We start from the raw sequence: 18,032 nt of genomic DNA, 5'->3' as shown, positions 1-18,032 counted from the left end.
CCGGGTCACTCCCTCACCGACGGCGCCTGGCCGATCAGCGCCCAGGTTCCTTCCAGGCGCTGGAAACCGAGGCTCTCGAAGAAGGACGCCTGTTCCTCACCGAACGCGTAGATGCGGAGATACTCCCCGCCCACGGTCCTGGCGGAGATGACCTCATGAAGGAACCGCACCGCCTCGTCCCGGGTCACGTCGGGACTGAGCGACACGCAGCTCACGACGAAGAAGGGCTTCAGCTTTTTCACGGCTCGCATGGCACGGGTTGACGCTCGAATCGCCGTCTGCCGGACGAGGAGGAAGATCATGAAGCCGATGAGCACGGACAGGACCACGAAGACGATCACACTTCCTCCCACCGGATCGATGGCCAGCACAGTGTTCTCTCCGATGACCAGTGGGATGATGACCGCGAAAGTCACCAGCAGGCCGACTGAACGGGTCCTGGCGATGTTGGCGCGATACTCGGCTTCGTTCTGCAGGCCGACCACCAGCTGGCGGTTCGCATCGATCCAGACTGGAGCCGGCCCGACGCGCAGCGACATCCACAACAACGGATAGTAGATGGCCCGCAGGAGGCGTCCGCCCCGTCCTCCTCCGGCCGCACCGTCCGCCATCCGCCGGGCCGCGGCCACCAGGTCCTGGGGACCCACGAGGGCAGCACCCTGCCGTGGAGCATTCGGGTCGGTCGAGATCTCGTCCTGCATCATTCCTGTTCCTTCTCTGCTGTCGAGGCCGCTCTGCTGTCGATGCCGAAGCGGAAGGCCCGGGGACCGAAGTCCCCGGGCCTGACGTCAGCTCTGGTCAGTGACGGTTACGAACCCGCGCTCCCAGAACCAGGAGCAGACCGATCCCTGCGAGCGCGCCACCGGCAAGGCCGAGCGGCTGCAGGGCGGCCGGGGTGCCCGTCGCCGCCAGCTCGCCGCCCGACGTCGAGCTCACCGGCTGTGCCACCGCGGCGGGCACTGCCGGCCTGGGCTTGACGGTGGTCGGCTTCGGGGTGGGCTTGGCTCCGGCGATGATCACGTCGCTGTCGATGCCGGTGACAGTCTGACCGGCCACGACGGTGACCACCGCGGCGGTTTCGAAGGTCTTGCCGCCGTACCAGGCGATGGTCCCCCTGGCGGAGAACTCCTCGAACTCGACCTTGTAGGACCCCGCGGGAAGACCGTGCACGGAGTAGGTGCCGTCGTCGTTCGTGAAAGCGTCCCCGACGTAATCCCCGTTCAGATCCAGGACCTGGACGTAGGTTCGCGAAGCGTCGAAAGGCTTCTTCGCGGTTCCCGTGATGACCACCTCCGGCACGGCGGTGAAGTCGATCCCGCGGGTGGTCTGGCCGTCGACCACCGCGATGTCCTGCGAGGTGCCCAGCGTCCCGCCGCCGTACCACTGGTTGGCGTAGCCGCCGATCTCTCCCATGAGCACGGCCTTGACCTTGCCCGTCGGCAGGCCGAAGATCACATAGCGGCCGTCCGGCCTCACCGAGCCGATGGCCAGCGGAGGCCCGGAGCGGGGGTGCGGATCGTCGGCCCGATAGAGAGCGACCGCCAGCGGCGAGCCACCCGTGTATCCCGAGACCCGGCCGATCACGATGCCGTTGCTCTCCATGGGCGCGGTGAAATCAACACCCGTGACGGCGGTGTTCCTGGCGACCGTGATCACCGTGGCCGAGGCTTCGTCGGCCCCGTCCGCGTACCAGAGGCTGGGCCCGCCGGGCAGCGATGACGCGAGCGCGACCTTGTACTGGCCGGCGTCCAGTCCGGTGAAGCTGTACCGGCCCTGCGCATCGAGGGCGACGTTGTCGACGACGCTGCCTGATGCGGTCTCCAGGATCACGCGGCGGTTAGTGATCGCCGCGCCTTCCGGTGTCTTCGCCGTGCCCGAGATGCTGCCGGTCTTCACGAAGGACGCGTCCTGGCCTGTCACGGTGTCCCCATTGGTCACCACGATGCCGGGCGCCTCAGCGCGGGTCGCCGCGTCACCGTTCCACACGGGAGAGTCCGGGTAAGAGATGAACGTGAACTTCACCTTGTACGTCCCTGGGAGCAGACCGCTCAGGGTGTACTTACCGTCGGCGTCGGGGGCCACGGAGGCCACGACCGCTTCGCCCCAGGCTTCGGAGTATGCCTCGACATTCACATTTTGCGGTGAGGTGCCCGCGGGCATGGTCACGGTGCCGGCGATGGAGCCACCGGGCTGCACGAGTGCCGCATCCTGAGTGGCGGTCTGCCCGTCGGCGAGCGTGATCCATGGTGCTGCGGCTTCGCTCGGAGCACCACCGTTCCAGACGGCGACGGCGCCGGGGTTCTCGAACTGGAGCTTGTACTGACCCGCGGTCAGCCCCGTGAAGCTGAACTCGCCGCCGGCGCTGACCGTGGTCGAAACGGTGGGCACGCCGGAACCGTACTGCAGCGTCACCGTGGTCTGCGAGACGTCCACGCCCGCAGGCCCCACCACGGTGCCGGAAATAGCGGCGGTCCCGGCCGCCTGCGCCGGCGCGAGACCGGCGAAGGCCAGACCGGAGATGAGCAGCACGAGGACTGCCAGGCGCGTTCGCGCCCTGGATATGGCACGAGCCATGGATCCCCCAAAAGTATTCACGAATAGGTGCGAGTGAGAGACCCGCTCAGAGCGGGTCTGGAGGAACTGTAACATCCCTCACAGGAGGGCTGACAGCTCTCACTCGAAGGGTGTGGGACCCCTAGACCGCCGGGACCTCACCCAGTGCCACGGAGATCCGCTGCAGCACCTCGGCCGGGCGGTTGGTGGTGATCTCCTGGATGCCGAAGGTCACGCAGTAGTCCACGTCGGCGTCGTCGTCCACCGTCCAGACGCGGAAGCGGCGACCGTCCGCCAGCCATTGCCGCGCCTGGTCGGCATGCGCCTTCAGGTAGTCGATGCCGGGGCCCGCGATCCCGGCGATGCCGTCATCCAGCATCCCCTCGGCCCGCTGGACCGCGGCGCGGAGCACGAGCGCGACCGCACTCGCCGCCAGGCCGCCCAGTTGGAGATCTTCCTTGACCTCCTCGGTGTCCACATCGTCCACGAGCTGGCACACGGCCTCCGCGGGGACGGTTTCCAGGAGCTGGTCCGTGGCCTGCGGGTCGAAGCTCATGAAGGAGACCCGGATGTTCCCGAGCATCCCCGACGACGCCTCCCACCCCCGCCCCGACAGCAGCTCCAGCGTCTTCTCCTCCAGCCGGAACCCGAACGGCGAGGGGTGCTTGAACTCGATCGCCAGCCCGATCTCGCGGCCGGCGCCCGCCAGGATGTCCAAGAGCTCCCCGAGGGTGAGGAACTGCTCGCTCGGAGAGCCGAACGCCTGCGGGAGCACGACGCCCTTCCACGAGTGGAAGTCCAGTTCGCGCAGCTCTTCGAGGGCCTTCTCGGCCACCGGTCCGGTGCCGTTCGAAGTGCGGTCGAGGTCGTCGTCGTGCAGCAGCACCACGTGGCCATCCTCGGTCAGGTGAACATCGCACTCGACGCCGTCCGCCCCGTCCGCGATCGCCTGCAGGTAGGCGGCGCGGGTGTGCTCGGCGAAGAGCTCGCTGGCGCCCCGGTGAGCGTAGACGAGAGGACGGCTGTTCTGAGTCATGGGATAAAGCTACCCACATTCGTGTCAGGGCAGGGGCATAGGGTGGAGGCATGGACGTGAACACTGCGCCAATTTCCCAGGACAGCGGCATGCTGCCCTCACCGGGTGACGCCGCCAAGGCCGCCGCGCTGGCCCGGATGAAGGGCATCGCCCTGGCACTGCTCATCGCCCTGGCCGTGGTGTTCGGGGTCTCCTTCGCGCTCCAGCATCAGTATCCGTGGCTGGCGTATGTCCGGGCCGCGGCCGAAGGCGGCATGGTGGGCGCCCTCGCCGACTGGTTCGCCGTCACCGCGCTCTTCCGTCATCCGATGGGCCTCAAGATCCCCCATACCGCGATCATCCCGCGGAAGAAGGACCAGATCGGCGCCTCCCTGGGGGACTTCGTGGGCTCCAACTTCCTCTCCGAGGACGTCATCCGCACCAAGCTCGCGGCCACGGATCTGGCCCGCGCGCTGGGCCGCTGGCTCTCCGGCACGCACGACGACGGCGCACCCGCCACCGGCCTGACCGGCGCCGACCGCATCGCGAAGGAAGGTGCGGCCGCCATCCGTGGTCTCTTCACCGTCCTGCGGGATGACGATGTCCAGGCCGTGGTCGAATCGATGGTCCGCAAGCACGTCGTCGATCCGCCGTGGGGTCCGCCGGTCGGCAAGCTCGCCGAGCGGGTGTTCGATGAGGGGCACCACCGGCACCTCGTGGACCTGCTGATCGACCGGGCCGCGGACTGGGTCGGCCGGAACCACGAGACGGTGAACCGCCTGGTCAGCGACCGTTCCCCGCTCTGGGTGCCCGGGTTCGTGGACTCGCTGGTCGGGGACAAGGTGTACATCGAGCTGGCGAAGTTCGTGAAGGGCATCCAGGCGGACCCGGATCACCAGGTCCGCCAGGCCATCGACACCTACCTCAAGGAACTGGCCCAGGACCTCCAGCACGACCCGGCGATGATCGAACGGGCCGAGGGGATCAAGGCGCAGATCCTGGGCGATCCGCAGGTCCGCGACATCGCCGGCCGCACCTGGGAGACCATCAAGAAGGCGCTCCTGGAAGCCGTGGACGATCCCCAGAGCGAGCTGTACCAGCGCTTCGTGGGCGCGATCCGGGACTTCGGCCGTCGCCTGGTGGACGACCCCGAGCTGGCAGCCAAGGTCAACACGTGGGTGGCCGACATCGCGGCCTACGTGGTGTCCAACTACCGCGACCAGATCACCGGGCTCATCACCGACACCGTGGAACGCTGGGACGCCGAGGAGACCTCGCAGAAGATCGAGCTCCAGGTGGGCCGGGACCTGCAGTTCATCCGAATCAACGGCACCGTGGTCGGGTCGCTGGCCGGGCTGCTCATCTTCACGGTCGCCACGCTGCTGCTGGGCTGAAAGCCCTCACGCAGTCCGGGTCGCCGCTGCGCGGGTCAGCGCGATTCGGTACCGGGTGCCGCGCTCGGGCCTTGCCGTCCAGTGACGTCCGTTCCGGCGGCGTCCACATCGGAGGCGCCGGGGAGCTGCCGATCGGCGCTTGACGGGTCCAGCTCCAAGGGCGCGTGCTGCGGGAGCTGCGCGTTGGAAGAGAGCTGCGCGGCGCCGTCGTCGGCCGGAAGAGCGGTCTGCTCGCCGAAGGGGGCCACGAGTGGGAGCGCCCCGAAGGCTTCGCGGGTGTTCGCGATGACCGCCCGGCCCATGAGCAGGTTGCCGCCCCCGCCCATGACGGCGCCCACACCGAACGGCAGGAGCCGTCCGAAGAACGCGCCGCCCTGCTTCTTGACCAGGGACTTCAGGAACGCCTTCTGAATGGCGGCCTTCACGGGTTCGAAGGTGGCGGCCGAGGTCTTCTTCGTGAGGACACTGCCCCAGACTTGGCTCGCTCCCTTGCCGCGGCCCATGGTCTGGCCGGTGAACGCGCTCAGCAGCGAGGTGCCCTCTTCACCGAGCATGATCGCCATGACCATGGTGCGGGCCTTTTCGGGGTCGGTCACCCGGACACCGTGGAGCTCGGCGACGCTGGAGGCGAAGAGCGCGGTGGCCTCGAGGAACGCCGCGGTCGCGACGCCGGACACGGCCAGGGCGGTCCCGGTGCCGACGCCGGGGATCACCGCGGTGGCGCCGGCGCCCGCACCGGTGGTCGTGACGGTGGCCAGGTACTGACGCTCCAGGCGCACCACGAGTTCCGCCAGCGAGGCGTTCGGGTGCTTACGGCGCAGACGCGAGATGTGCCCGACGACGAGCGGACGCTGCACATCCACCGCCTTCAGCAGCATGTTGTGGACTCCGGAACGGGGCTTGCCCTGTTCATCGAACATGGCATTCTGTGCTGCGTTCTGAGCAATTCCCAGGGCGGGGTTCTTCTTGCGCTTGGCCATGGCCCTAAGCCTAGTCCGCGAGGGGCCCCAATTGAGCTTGCGAAATTGGAGAGCGGACTGGGCGCTAGTCCGCGAGGGGCCCCGGTCGAGGAACGAGATCGGGGCCCGGGCTGGGCGCTAGTCCGCGAGGGGCCGGCGGGGAGCGGGCCAGACGATCAGGAAGCGGTTTCCGCGGCCGCCGTCGCGTTGAGCACGTAGTACTTGAGGAACGCGTTCACGTCGACCATCTCCTGCACCGCCATGTAGTGGCCGAGCCCGGGGTAGCTGCGTGAGGTCAGCGCCGTGTTCTCCTCCAGCCACTCCTCCGTGAAGAGCGTGGCGTCCTCGTTGATCACGAGATCCTCTTTGTCGCGGCCCCAGAAAAAACGGCGGCCGCTCGTCGAAGGACTCGGTGAGGGCCAGAAGTTCGTTATCGAGGACGAAACCCGAAAGGCCCACCGTGGCCCGGAACTGTTCGGGCCGAAGCCTCAGGAGGCTGCTCGCCATGGCCATGCCCTGGGAGAACCCGAGGAGCGAGACACTGCTGTGCTGCGCCTTGATCCCGTCCAACCAGGCGAGCACCTGGGTGCAGGACGCCATGACCTGGGAGAAGTCGTTGGTCAGGAAGTAGTCGAGCAGGAACCACCCGTGCTGGTCGCCGATCTCCATCACACCTTGGGGTGCCGCGCAGGTGAACTCCTGCGGCAGGTGTGGGAACAGTTTCTCCATGCGTTCCGGCGAGGATCCGTAGCCGTGGAACAGCAGCAGCAACGGCGTGCCGGCACGCTCGGATTCCGACTTGGACCACAGGACCTTCTCCATGGCCCTAAGCGTAGTCCGCGGGGTCCCCTGCCGAGGCACGAGGCCGGGGAAGGACGAAGCGGTAGTCCGCGGGGTCCCCTGCCGGCTGAGTTCGTGGTTTTCGGGTGAAGTCGCGGTCAGTGCCCACGAACTCACTCGAAAACCACGAACTCGGCCGAGCTGCCGCCCAAAACCACGAACTCACCCGGACCACGCCACTTCACGCCCCACCCCCCGTCATCTCCGGTTTTCTGCACCTATCCCCGGTCTTCTCCCGCCCACCCCTTGACTTCCAAAAACAAACACAGATAAAGTCAAGCAATCGAAGATTCCTGTGACAACTGTCACAACCTCAAAGACGCGGAAGGAGACGGGTATGTTCGCAGAAGAACGGCACAGCACCATCGCCGACCTCCTGACCGCGCATGGCCGCGTCACAGTCACCGAACTGGCGCAGCGTTTCACCATCACCCCGGAAACGGTCCGTCGGGACCTCGCGCTTCTCGAAGAGCAGGGTGAGCTGCGACGAGTCCACGGCGGCGCGGTGACGGTCGAGCGCGGGAGCACCGCCGAAACCTCGGTCCCCGAGCGTCTGGCCACCCACTCCGAGCAGAAGCAGCGGATCGCGGCGGCCGCCTTCGCCCTCCTCCCCCGCACGTCGGCCGCCAGCATCGTGCTCGACGCCGGCACCACCACGGAAGCCCTCGCCGGCATGATCGCCCAGCGCGACGCCGACGCCCCGGCCCTGCTGGTCCTCACCAACTCGATCCCCATCGCCGCCGCACTCTCCAACACCCCCGGCGTCGCGCTCCACATCCTCGGCGGCAAGGTCCGCGGGGTGACGCAGGCCGCCGTCGGCGCCGGAACCGTGGCCGAGCTGCGGACCGTCCGACCGGACATCGCGTTCGTGGGCACCAACGGGATCCACGCCGACTTCGGCCTGAGCACCCCGGATCCCGAAGAGGCCGCCGTCAAGACGGCGTTCGTCCAGGCGGCCCGGCGCACGGTCGTTCTGGCCGACGCGAGCAAACTCGACTCCGAAACCCTGGTCCGCTTCGCCGCCCTGGAAGACGTGGACACCCTGGTCACCGACGGGACGCCGTCCCCGGAACTGGCCGAAGCCCTTTCAACCGCAGAAGCAGAGGTGATTCAGGCGTGATCATCACACTCACCGCCAATCCCAGCCTGGACCGCACGGTCGAGCTCCCCGGGGCGCTCGCCCGCGGCGAGGTCCAGCGCGCCACGGCCGTCCGCAGTGAAGCCGGAGGCAAGGGTGTCAACGTCTCCCGCGCGCTCACGGCGTCGGGCCTGAAGACCGTGGCGGTCCTGCCCGGCGATCCCACGGACCCCGTGGTCGTCGGCCTGGCCTCCACCGGCATCCCGCACCATGCCCTCCCCATCGGCGCGCCGCTGCGCAGCAACATCACCTTGACCGAGCCGGACGGCACCACTACCAAGGTGAACGAACCCGGCCCGGAACTGACCGCTGACCAGCGGGATTCCCTCACGGCGCTCCTTCTCGACGAATCCCGCGAAGCCTCCTGGGTGGTCCTGGCCGGTTCGCTGCCGCCCGGTTTCCCGGCCCGACTACTATGCGCGGCTGACCCGCTGGCTCCGCACCGAACTCGGCAGTGACGCCCCGCGCATCGCCGTCGACTCCTCCGGGACGCCGCTCCTGGAGGCCATCAACGCCGGCGCCGACGCGGCACCGGACCTCCTCAAGCCCAACGGCGAAGAACTCGCCGAGCTCGCGGCCCTCGCCGGGTTCAGCGAGCAGCACAGCGGAGACGAGCTGGAAGCGGACCCGGTGCTCGCCGCCCGGGCGGCGACCGCCGTCGTCGAACGCGGCGTGGGAGCCGTGCTCGCGACGCTCGGCTCGAAAGGCGCGGTGCTGGTCACCGCCGACGGCGCCTGGCACGCGAGCCACGCGCCCATCCAGGCGGTGAGCACGGTCGGCGCGGGAGACTCCTCGCTGGCCGGTTACCTCCTGCAGGCTGAGAACGGTGGATCCGCCGTCGAGTGCCTCACCCAGGCCGTGGCCCACGGTGCCGCAGCCGCCTCCCTCCCCGGTTCCACCGTCCCCGGCCTGGACCAGACCACCCCCGACGCCGTGACCGTCACGGCCCTAGCAAAGGACTCCCTGTGAGCCAGATGATCACCCCGGACCTCGTGGTCCTCGACGCGGACCTGGGATCCACCCCCGCCGACGTCATCCGCACTCTCTCCGGCAAAGTCGCCGCGCTGGGCCGCGCCGAAGCGGAAGGCCTCTTCGCTTCCGCCCTGGCCCGCGAGGAGAAGACGCCCACCGGCATCCCCGGCGGCATCGCCATCCCGCACGCCAAGACCGACGCCGTCACCGAACCCGCACTGGCCATGGCGCGCCTGGGCAACCCGGTGCCGTTCGGCGCCAAGGACGGCCCCGCGGACCTCATCTTCCTGATCGCGGCACCGGCCGGCGCAGACCAGGAGCACCTCAAGCTCCTGTCCAAGCTCGCCCGCTCGCTCATCAAAAAGGACTTCACCGCCGCACTGCGGGCCGCCGCGAGCCCCGAGGAGATCGTCGCGCTCGTCGAGGGCGCGCTCACCGACGCACCCAAGGCCGCACCGGCCCCCTCGACCGCCGACGCCGGGGCACCGGCTGCCGCAGCCCCTGCGGCAGGCGCCGCCTCCGCTGCCGCCGCGGCGCCGTCGCAGGCTCCCGCAGCTGCGGCTCCCCGCCGCATCGTGGCCGTGACCGCCTGCCCCACGGGCATCGCCCACACCTACATGTCCGCCGACTCCCTCGCGGCCGCCGGCAAGGAGATGGGCGTGGATGTCCAGGTGGAGACCCAGGGCTCCGCCGGCGCCACCCCGCTGCCCGCCGAGGTGATCGCCAACGCCGACGCCGTCATCTTCGCGGTCGACGTCGACGTCCGCGACAAGGACCGCTTCGCCGGCCTGCCGTACATCCAGTCCCCGGTCAAGCGCGGCATCGACGAGCCGAAGGAGATGATCGAGGAGGCCCTGGCCGCCGCGAAGGATCCCAACGCCCGCCGCGTGAGAGCCACCGGTTCCTCGTCCTCCTCCGATGCGGACACGGCCGGTGAATCCGTGGGCGCCAAGCTCAAGCGCGCCCTCCTGACCGGTGTCTCCTACATGATCCCGTTCGTGGCCGGTGGCGGTCTGCTGATCGCGCTCGGCTTCCTGCTGGGTGGCTTCGACATCACCAAGTTCGCCGACACGATCGTGGTCAAGAACAACCTCTTCAGCCTGCCGACCGAGTTCGGCGATCACGCGCTCGGCCCGCTGGGCGCTTACCTCGGCGCGGTGCTGTTCAAGATCGGCGCCCTGTCCATGAGCTTCCTGGTTCCGGCGCTGGCGGGCTACATCGCCTACGCCCTGGCCGACCGGCCCGGCATCGCCCCCGGTTTCGTGGTCGGCGCCGTCGCCGGCTTCATGGGCGCAGGCTTCCTCGGCGGCATCGTCGGCGGTCTGCTCGCCGGCTACACGGCGTCCTGGCTCGGCCAGCGGCCCGCCCCGCGCTGGCTGCGCGGCCTGATGCCCGTGGTGATCATCCCGCTCGTCGCGTCGATCGTGGCCTCCGGCCTCATGTTCGTGGTCCTCGGCGGCCCCATCGCCTGGCTGACCACTGCGCTGAACAATTGGCTGACCGGCATGAGCGGCGCCGCGGCGATCGTGCTCGGCATCGTCCTCGGTCTCATGATGTGCTTCGACCTGGGCGGCCCCGTCAACAAGGTGGCCTACTCCTTCGCCGCAGCGGGCCTGAGCGCCGGCACCGCGGACAACCACGGCCCGTACCTCATCATGGCAGCGGTCATGGGCGCCGGCATGGTCCCGCCGCTCGGCATGGCCCTGGCCACGGTGCTCCGTCCGAAGCTGTTCACCGCCGCCGAGCACGAGAACGGCAAGGCCGCCTGGCTCCTGGGCGCGTCCTTCATCTCCGAAGGCGCCATCCCGTTCGCCGCAGCCGACCCGCTGCGCGTCATCCCGGCCTCGATGCTGGGCGGCGCCGTCACGGGTGCTCTCTCGATGGCTTTCGCGGCCGGCTCCCGCGCACCGCACGGTGGCGTGTTCGTCTTCTTCGCCTTCGACAACTTCCTCCTCTGGATCGTGTCGATCGCTATCGGCGCCGTCATCACCGGCTTCGCGGTGGTGGGCCTGAAGGGGGCCGCGGCCCGCAAGGCCGAGGTCCGGCAGGCTCAGGAGGCCGTCGCCGTCTGATCCTCCGGGATCCCGGGACGCGAAAACACCCCCGGTTCCGTTGTTCGCCCACTGAAATTTCTGTGGGTGAGCAACGGAACCGGGGGTGTTTCCGTGTGTTCCGCCGGTCAGTGCGAGTGCGGCATCTGCGGACGGCTCGTGCGGTGCACCGCGTTCGCTCCGGCGGCGTTGCCGGAGCGACCAGGGTTGCTGAAGTGATCCTTGGGGTGGCGGTGCTTGCCGTTGCCGTCCGGCCAGACCGGACGGGCGCTGTCCCCACCGGCCGCCGAGGTCCCGAGCGAGATCTGGGGAACCGCCGCGGGCCCGTCCAGGGACGCCGTCATCTTCTGAACGATCTCGCCGTCCAGTCCTGCGGGGGTGGGTTCATGTTCTGCCATGGTGACGCCTCCTTGGGAGTTCGATGCCAGGAACCGGCCGCGTCCGGCCACGAGGGTGGGGAGGGCCGTCCCAGCAGTCTCCGCCCGCTCCTCCGGAAAATCAAGGGATCCCGGGCATCCGGAGTCGAAAATCATCCTCCCGGGGAAGGGCAGGGCTCAGGCCTCCGGGCACGACGAAAACGCTGTTCCCGACGACGGCGGCCGCGGCCTCCGGAAGCCCCGGGCGTCACGTGGACGGCGGGCACGACGTGGACGGCGGCGTCAGGGCAGGGCGTCAGATCTGGGCGTCAGCCTTACGGCCAGTCGATGAACTGGTCGTTGGCGTGGTGCTTCCGCAGGTAGGCGGCGATGAAAGGGCAATGCGGCACGACGCGCTGGCCGGCCGCGACGACGTCGTCGATCGCGAAGTGCGCCAGCACCCCGGCGAGGCCCTGCCCGCTGAATTCCTGGGCCACCTCGGTGTGCACGAAATCCACCCGGCCCGGGGGTGAGCCGGTACTGCGCGAACCCCGCGAGCTTGTCCCCGACGAACACCTCGTAGCGATGCAGTTCGGGGTTGTTGCGGGTGGTCACATCGGCGTTGAAGGTGTCGTCCTGGCTCATGGGTCCAGCCTCGCACCCCGTCGCCGGGGTGGCAAGGAATCACCCCCGCATCGACTGCTCCCTACGATGCCGAAATCCCAGGATTTCGGCGCGGAATGACCTCGTGTGGAGCAGTCGATCAGAAGGAGGAGCGGCTCAGATCGCCTTGCCGGGGTTGAGGACGCCGTGAGGGTCGAAGACGTCCTTGATGCCGCGCTGGAGTTCGCGGACCCGCTCGGACTGTTCCCAGTCGAGCCAGCGCAGCTTGAAACTGCCGATCCCGTGCTCGCCCGTGATGGTGCCGCCCATTGCGAGGGCCACGCGCACGGAATCATCCAGGGCCCGATCCAGATCGGCCACGGCGGCGTCCTCCTCGCCCGGCCGCGGTTCGGCCCAGAACGTCGGGTGCAGATTGCCGTCCCCGGCGTGGGCCACGAGTTTCATCCCCACCCGGTACTCGGCGGCGATCCGCTCCAGTTCGGCCGCGTAGTCCACCAGGAGCGACCGCGGCACCGCGACGTCCTCGCCCACGCGCAAGCGGTCCTCAGCCCCGGACCCGCGGTTGTTGCGCCGGATCAGCACGAAGCGCTCGGCGTCCGAGTCGCCGTCGTCGGCCAGGGCGCCGCCCGCCTCCCGCAGCACCTCGCGCACGACGGCGGCCTCCGCGTCCGCGCCGAAGCCGTCGGTCTGGACGAGGAGCAGCGCGCTGCCGCGGCTGGCGAAGGAGGTGCCGTTGAGGGCGTCGGCGTCCTCGATCGAGGCCCGGTCCATCAGCTCCATGATGGCGGGCTGGACGCGGGCCCGGCCGACCGCCAGGACACCCGCCGCAGCGGACGGGAGATCCGGGAAAAACGCCGCGATCGTCACGACCTTGACCGGCAGATGCCGCAGCCGGACGGTCGCGCCCACCACGATGCCGAGCGTCCCTTCGGACCCGACCAGGAGGGCGACCAGATCGTACCCGGCCACGCCCTTGAAGGTGGCGTGCCCCAGGCGCACCAGCTCGCCGTCGGCCAGCACGACGTCGAGCGCCAGCACCGAGTCCCGCGTCACCCCGTACTTGGCGCAGCGCAGCCCGCCGGCGTTCGTGCCGATGTTCCCGCCGATCGTGGCGAACGTGAAGCTGGCCGGATCCGGCGCGTACATGAGGCCGTGCTCCGCGGCGGCGGCGTTGAGGTCGGCGTTCACCACCCCCGGCTCGACGACGGCGACCTCGTCCTCGGCGCGGACGTCCAGGATGCGGTTCATCCGTTCGAGGCTGATGATCACGCTGTCCCTGACGGCATGCGCCCCGCCCGAAAGGCCCGATCCCGCCCCCCGCGGCACCACCCGGACACCGGCCGCGGCACAGGCGCGCACCGTCGTCTGGACATCTTCGGCGGAGCCGGCGAAAACCACCGCGAGGGCGGGTGCTTCCGGACGATCCGGGGCCCGGTCCTGGCTGTACTCCCGCACCAGGCCGGGATCCGTGCCGACCTTGTCCGGGCCGAGCTGCTGAGTGAGGGTGGCGGCGATCTCGTGCATGGTCCTAAGCGTAGGCCGCGTGACAGCCCACGGGGTTACGGTGGTCCCAGCGCATCACCCCCGATGGGCCGGAGAGAAAGGATCCTCATGTTCGGAAGCAAGAAGCGCGAAGAGGAACACGAAGAAGAGGTGGCAGAGGTCTCCCGGCGCGAAGCCGAGCTGGCCGAGGACGCCACCGAGACGGATGATTCGTTCTCCGACACGGACGAAGCCCTCGAGGCCGAGGAAGAACCCAACCCCTGAGTCACGGCGGGGCGGGCGCGCACGCGCCCGCCCCGCTATCGACCCCGCAGTGACCCCGGCAGCAAAGCCGGCAACAGCACCGGCCGTGCGTCAGCTGTTCAGGTCCTTGCCTCTCGTCTCGGGAAGCCGCAGCACCACCAGGATCGAGATGATGCTCAGGACCACGGCGTAGAGGTTGAACATCCACGGCTGCTTCACCACATCGGTGAACAGGGTCTGGAGGTACGGCGCGGTGCCGCCGAACGCCGCCACCGCGAGGGCGTACGGGATACCGACGCCGGCCGTGCGGACCTTGGCCGGGAACAGCTCCGCGTACACCGCGGGGGCGATCGCGGCCCCGGCGGCGATGAAGACGAGCATCACGGCCATCGAGACGAACAGCTGCCACACCGAATCCCGGAGCAGCCAGGTCATGGGGAAGTGCAGCACCGCGCACCCCACACCGCCGATGATGAGGACCGGCTTGCGGCCGATCCTGTCGCTCAGACGGCCCCAGAACGGCAGCGCGATCAGGAACACGATGTTGGCGGCGAACCCGGCCCAGAGCGCCTGCCCCGGATCCAGCTTGAGGCTCGTGGCGGCATAGGTCGGAGCGACGATCGCCCACACGTAGTAGATGACCGTCAGGCCCAGCGTCATGCCGATCACCTGGGCCGCCTGCTTCCGGTGCGCCACGATGTCCCGCATGAGAGCGCCGAATCCCTGCTCCTGCGTCGCGTTCCCGGTCTTGAGTTCCTCGAAGGCCTCGGTCTCCGGCATCCGCGCCCGCATCACCAGGCCGTACAGGCCCATGAGGGCGCCGAGAATGAACGGCAGACGCCAGCCCCATGCCGCCATCTCGGCCTTCGGCAGCAGCGCCGCGAGGATGGCCCCCAGCAGCGCGCCGAGCATGTTCCCCAGGGTGCCGGAGAAGTAGATGAGCGTGGCCCAGAAGCCGCGCTTCTCCCGCGGGGCCATCTCCGCGAGATACGTCTGCGACGACGGCAGCTCGCCGCCGTGGGCCAGGCCCTGGATCAGGCGGGCCACCAGGAGCAGCAGGGACGCGAACGCGCCGACCGCGGCAAAGGTCGGCGCGATGCCGATCAGCAGGCTGCCGACCGCCGCCATTGCGACCGTCATCGTCATGGCGTTCTTGCGGCCGAAACGGTCGCCGATCCATCCGAAGACGAACCCGCCGAACGGCCGCGCCACGAAGCCGACGGCGAAGATCGCGAGCGTCGAGAGGATGGCCGAGGTGGGATCCGCGGGGTTGAAGAGCTGCTTCGAGAAGTACGGGGCGAAGGTCGCGTAGATCGCCCAGTCATACCACTCGGCGGCGTTTCCGATGCCGGTGCTGATGAGGGTGCGACGCGCGGACGGTTTGGCGGCGTCGACGGCGGGGGCTGAGGGGGTGCTGGCGGTCATGACGGTCTCCTGAGGTTCCTGGGCGGGTCAGCGGACGGCCGGCTGGGCGGAATCCGGCTGCACGGGGCCTGATTGCACAGGGCCCGATTGCGCTGAGCCCGATTGCACAGGGCCCGATTGCGCGGGGGCGGCCTGAGCTGCTCCGAGGAGCGCGGTGCGGGACAGCGCGAGCTGCGCGTAGACCGCCGCGCCGTCGGCGAGCACCGCGTCGTCGAAGGTCGCGTAGGGCGAGTGGTTGAAGGCGCTCGTCCGGGGATCGACGCCCTCCGGCACCGCGCTGAGCCCGACGAAACTGCCGGGCACCTCCGCGAGCACGCGCGAGAAGTCCTCGGATCCGCTGAGCGGCTGGGCCAGCCGGGAGTGCCGCCCGTCGAAGAGCTCCTCGATGGCGGATTCCGCGAACTCGGTCTCGGCGGTGTCCGTGACGGTGAGCGGATACTCAGGGAGGTAAGTCACCTCCACGTCCAGGCCGTGGGCGTGGGCGATGCCCTGAAGGAGACGCGGGATCGCGGTCTGCATGCGCTCCCGGTTCGCTTCGGAGAAGGTGCGGATGGTGGCGTCGAACTCGGCGGTGTCCGGGATGACGTTGCGCTTGGTCCCCGCGGCCAGGCGGCCGACGGTGAGGACCGTCGGGTCGAACATGTCGAACTGGCGCGTGACCATGGTCTGCAGGGCCAGGATCATCTCGGCGGACACCGTCACCGGGTCCTTCGCGGCGTGGGGAGCCGAGCCGTGGCCCCCTGCGCCGAGCACCCGGACGAACAGGCCGTCGGACGCGCTCATCATGACGCCGGGGCGGGTGACGAATCGGCCGTGCGGCTCCATCGAGGAGAAGACGTGCATGCCGAAGGCGGCATCCACCCGGCGGCCGGCGGCGTCCAGGACACCTTCGCGCACCATGACCGACGCGCCGTCGTAGCCCTCCTCCCCCGGCTGGAACATGAAGACGACATCCCCGGCGATCCGGTGCCGACTGTCGGCCAGGAGGGTCGCGGCGCCGAGCAGCATGGCGGTGTGGAGGTCGTGACCGCAGGCGTGCATGGCGCCGTCGATCCGGGACGTGTAGTCGACTCCCGTGCGCTCCTGGACCGGGAGGGCATCCATATCGGCGCGGAGCAGGACCGCGGGGCGCTCCCCGGCACCAGCAGCCCCTGCTGCCCCGGCGGCGGGGCTCCCGGCGGGGAGGCCGGCCGTGCCACGGAGGACCGCGGTGACCGAGGTGGTGTCCGTGCCGGTGGAGATCTCCAGCCCCAGACCGTCCAGTGCGGCCAGAACTTTCTCCTGCGTCCGGGGCAGCTCCAGCCCGATCTCGGGGGCCTGGTGGAAGGCGTGCCTCCACTGGATGAGCTGGTCCTGCAACGCCCGTGCGTCGTCCGTGATGGCCATGCGCCGCCTCCTCATATGTGATCCACGCCATACTCTGGCGTATGAAGAGTGTGCGCTTCTCTTCCAGTCCAGAAGCTCAGGTGCAACAATTTTTCAGATGAGCGTGCCACGTCAGCGTTTTCATCCACTGCCGGGTTTTCATCCCCTGGGAGTCCCCGCCGTCGAGCTGTCCGAGGAGGATCTGCGCCTCCTGCACGCACTGCAGATCGCGCCGCGCGTCTCCTGGCTCGACGCCGCCGGCATCCTGGGCTCCCATCCCGCGACCCTGGCGCGCCGCTGGGAACGGTTGCGGGCCTCGGGGCGGGCCTGGATCACGGCCCATCTCGCGGGCGACCCGTCCGTCATGATCCTCGCGTTCGCGGACATCGAGTGCGAGCCGGGGCTCCGCGAACAGGCCCAGACGGCCCTGGCCGCCATCCCCGAAGTGGCCACCATCGACGTGGCCACGGGGAACCCGGACCTCGCGCTCACCGTGCTGGCGCCGTCGCTCGCCGAATGCACGGAACGCATCCTGCCGCAGGTCGCGTCCGCGCCCGGGGTCCTCCACGTGCACAGCGAACTCTGCACCCGGCTCCACTCCGGCGGGCACTCATGGCGGCTCGCCGCGCTCGACCGCGAGGAGATCGCCGCCTTCACGCGCCTCGGGGCGGTCGAACCGCACCACGGACCCGTCCCGGAAGCCGCCCTGGACCTCCTGCCCTTCCTGGCGCTCAACGGGCGGGCCGGCGTCGCCGACATGGCCCGCGCCCTCGACCGGAGCCCGGCCACCGTGCACCGCCAGCTCGCGAAGATCCTGGGCAGCGACCTCCTGACCTTCCGCTGCGAGGTCGCCCAGGGCCCCGCCGGATACCCGGTCGCCTGCCGCTGGCTCGCCAAGGCGCCCGCCGGGCAGCACGCCCAGGTGGCCGCGGCGCTCAGCGGACTGCGGAACGTCCGCCTCGCCGCGTCCACCACAGGCCGGACCAACTTCATCATCATGATGTGGCTCCGCACGGTGGCCGACGTCCTCACCGCGGAGCTGACTCTGCAGGAACGGCTCCCGCAGATCGAACTCGTGCAGAGCACCGTCATGCTGCGCAGCGCCAAGCGTGTTGGCTTCATGCTCGGCCCGGATGGCACCGCCACGGGCCAGGTGGTCCCAGGACCCGGGATGCCGCAGGAACTGCCCGGCGTGGGACCCGGCATCATGGACGCATGAGCATCCTCAAGTCCGTCCTCCTCTTCGCCCTCTCCGCTGTGGCCGAGATCGGTGGGGCGTGGCTCATCTGGCAAGCCGTGCGCGAGGACAAGGGCTGGTGGTGGGCCGGGCTCGGGGTGATCGCCCTGGGCCTCTACGGCTTCGTCGCCACGCTGCAGCCGGACGCGCACTTCGGCAGGATCCTCGCCGCGTACGGCGGCGTGTTCGTGGCCGGCTCGCTGGCGTGGGGCGTGATCGTGGACGGCTTCCGCCCCGACCGCTGGGACCTGATCGGGGCCTTCCTCTGCCTGGCGGGCGTCGCCGTCATCATGTTCGCCCCACGCGGCGCGGTCTGAGGGCCGGCGGCGAACGGGAGCGACGACGGCGGGCGGCGAG

The 18,032-nt window shown here is 69.5% G+C and carries 15 protein-coding genes and 2 pseudogenes; 7 read left to right on the top strand and 10 right to left on the bottom strand.

Going from position 1 to position 18,032, the window contains the following annotated elements:
* Nucleotides 1–5: 5 nt before the first annotated feature.
* The 3 genes from QFZ52_RS00515 to QFZ52_RS00505 form a co-directional block, all read right to left on the bottom strand.
* Nucleotides 6–704, bottom strand: coding sequence for a hypothetical protein (locus QFZ52_RS00515; protein ID WP_307495676.1), 699 nt, complete (start codon nucleotides 702–704; stop codon nucleotides 6–8).
* Between the two features lie 94 nt (nucleotides 705–798).
* Complete coding sequence (locus QFZ52_RS00510; RefSeq protein WP_307495675.1) at nucleotides 799–2,574, bottom strand: MSCRAMM family protein; 1,776 nt, start codon at nucleotides 2,572–2,574, stop codon at nucleotides 799–801.
* Between the two features lie 121 nt (nucleotides 2,575–2,695).
* On the bottom strand, nucleotides 2,696–3,589 hold the full coding sequence (locus QFZ52_RS00505; RefSeq protein WP_307495674.1) for a glycerophosphodiester phosphodiesterase: 894 nt from the start codon (nucleotides 3,587–3,589) through the stop codon (nucleotides 2,696–2,698).
* A 50-nt stretch (nucleotides 3,590–3,639) separates the two neighbouring features.
* Between QFZ52_RS00505 and QFZ52_RS00500 the strand changes: the two genes are divergently transcribed.
* A complete protein-coding gene (locus QFZ52_RS00500; RefSeq protein ID WP_307495673.1) occupies nucleotides 3,640–4,962 on the top strand; it encodes a DUF445 domain-containing protein in 1,323 nt (440 codons plus the stop codon).
* 35 nt (nucleotides 4,963–4,997) lie between these two features.
* Here the strand turns inward: QFZ52_RS00500 and QFZ52_RS00495 are convergent, their stop codons facing one another.
* Nucleotides 4,998–5,942 (bottom strand): hypothetical protein, encoded by a 945-nt coding sequence (locus QFZ52_RS00495; RefSeq protein ID WP_307495672.1) that lies wholly within the window; start codon nucleotides 5,940–5,942, stop codon nucleotides 4,998–5,000.
* Nucleotides 5,943–6,097: 155 nt separating this feature from the next.
* Nucleotides 6,098–6,743, bottom strand: a pseudogene (locus QFZ52_RS00490) (alpha/beta hydrolase).
* A gap of 355 nt (nucleotides 6,744–7,098) precedes the next feature.
* Between QFZ52_RS00490 and QFZ52_RS00485 the strand changes: the two are divergent.
* The 3 genes and pseudogenes from QFZ52_RS00485 to QFZ52_RS00475 all read left to right on the top strand — a co-directional run bounded on the left by QFZ52_RS00485 (nucleotide 7,099) and on the right by QFZ52_RS00475 (nucleotide 10,943).
* A complete protein-coding gene (locus QFZ52_RS00485; protein WP_307495671.1) occupies nucleotides 7,099–7,881 on the top strand; it encodes a DeoR/GlpR family DNA-binding transcription regulator in 783 nt (260 codons plus the stop codon).
* Nucleotides 7,878–8,868: pseudogene (locus QFZ52_RS00480) on the top strand (1-phosphofructokinase family hexose kinase). Before QFZ52_RS00485 ends, QFZ52_RS00480 begins: the two are co-directional and overlap by 4 nt.
* Entirely contained in the window at nucleotides 8,865–10,943 is a 2,079-nt protein-coding gene (locus tag QFZ52_RS00475) for a PTS fructose transporter subunit IIABC (RefSeq protein ID WP_307495670.1), read from the top strand. The pseudogene QFZ52_RS00480 and the gene QFZ52_RS00475 overlap by 4 nt, the downstream one beginning before the upstream one ends.
* A 107-nt stretch (nucleotides 10,944–11,050) precedes the next feature.
* Here QFZ52_RS00475 and QFZ52_RS00470 read toward each other — a convergent pair whose 3' ends face one another.
* From QFZ52_RS00470 to QFZ52_RS00460, 3 genes are all read right to left on the bottom strand, one after another.
* Nucleotides 11,051–11,320, bottom strand: a complete 270-nt coding sequence (locus QFZ52_RS00470; protein WP_307495669.1) for a hypothetical protein — start codon at nucleotides 11,318–11,320, stop codon at nucleotides 11,051–11,053.
* A gap of 293 nt (nucleotides 11,321–11,613) precedes the next feature.
* Nucleotides 11,614–11,787, bottom strand: a complete 174-nt coding sequence (locus QFZ52_RS00465) for a GNAT family N-acetyltransferase (protein ID WP_307495668.1) — start codon at nucleotides 11,785–11,787, stop codon at nucleotides 11,614–11,616.
* Between the two features lie 271 nt (nucleotides 11,788–12,058).
* Nucleotides 12,059–13,426, bottom strand: a complete 1,368-nt coding sequence (locus tag QFZ52_RS00460) for an FAD-binding oxidoreductase (RefSeq protein ID WP_307495667.1) — start codon at nucleotides 13,424–13,426, stop codon at nucleotides 12,059–12,061.
* Between the two features lie 87 nt (nucleotides 13,427–13,513).
* On the opposite strand from QFZ52_RS00460, the gene QFZ52_RS00455 reads away from it, so the two are divergent.
* Nucleotides 13,514–13,669: a hypothetical protein gene (locus QFZ52_RS00455; RefSeq protein ID WP_181282160.1), complete on the top strand. Its 156-nt coding sequence runs from the start codon at nucleotides 13,514–13,516 to the stop codon at nucleotides 13,667–13,669.
* Nucleotides 13,670–13,759: 90 nt separating this feature from the next.
* Here QFZ52_RS00455 and QFZ52_RS00450 read toward each other — a convergent pair whose 3' ends face one another.
* Both QFZ52_RS00450 and QFZ52_RS00445 read right to left on the bottom strand, forming a co-directional pair.
* Nucleotides 13,760–15,073, bottom strand: coding sequence for an MFS transporter (locus QFZ52_RS00450; RefSeq protein WP_307495666.1), 1,314 nt, complete (start codon nucleotides 15,071–15,073; stop codon nucleotides 13,760–13,762).
* A 27-nt stretch (nucleotides 15,074–15,100) separates the two neighbouring features.
* Nucleotides 15,101–16,459, bottom strand: a complete 1,359-nt coding sequence (locus tag QFZ52_RS00445) for a M20 metallopeptidase family protein (protein ID WP_307495665.1) — start codon at nucleotides 16,457–16,459, stop codon at nucleotides 15,101–15,103.
* Between the two features lie 97 nt (nucleotides 16,460–16,556).
* Between QFZ52_RS00445 and QFZ52_RS00440 the strand changes: the two genes are divergently transcribed.
* A complete protein-coding gene (locus QFZ52_RS00440; RefSeq protein WP_307495664.1) occupies nucleotides 16,557–17,657 on the top strand; it encodes an Lrp/AsnC family transcriptional regulator in 1,101 nt (366 codons plus the stop codon).
* On the top strand, nucleotides 17,654–17,992 hold the full coding sequence (locus QFZ52_RS00435) for a YnfA family protein (RefSeq protein ID WP_307495663.1): 339 nt from the start codon (nucleotides 17,654–17,656) through the stop codon (nucleotides 17,990–17,992). Before QFZ52_RS00440 ends, QFZ52_RS00435 begins: the two co-directional genes overlap by 4 nt.
* Nucleotides 17,993–18,032 lie beyond the last annotated feature (40 nt).

It is taken from the genome of Arthrobacter woluwensis (assembly GCF_030816155.1).
GTDB classification, from domain to species: domain Bacteria; phylum Actinomycetota; class Actinomycetes; order Actinomycetales; family Micrococcaceae; genus Arthrobacter_E; species Arthrobacter_E woluwensis_A.
The sequence above is the reverse complement of the archived record's forward strand: the minus strand, read 5'-3'. Positions and strand labels throughout refer to the sequence as shown.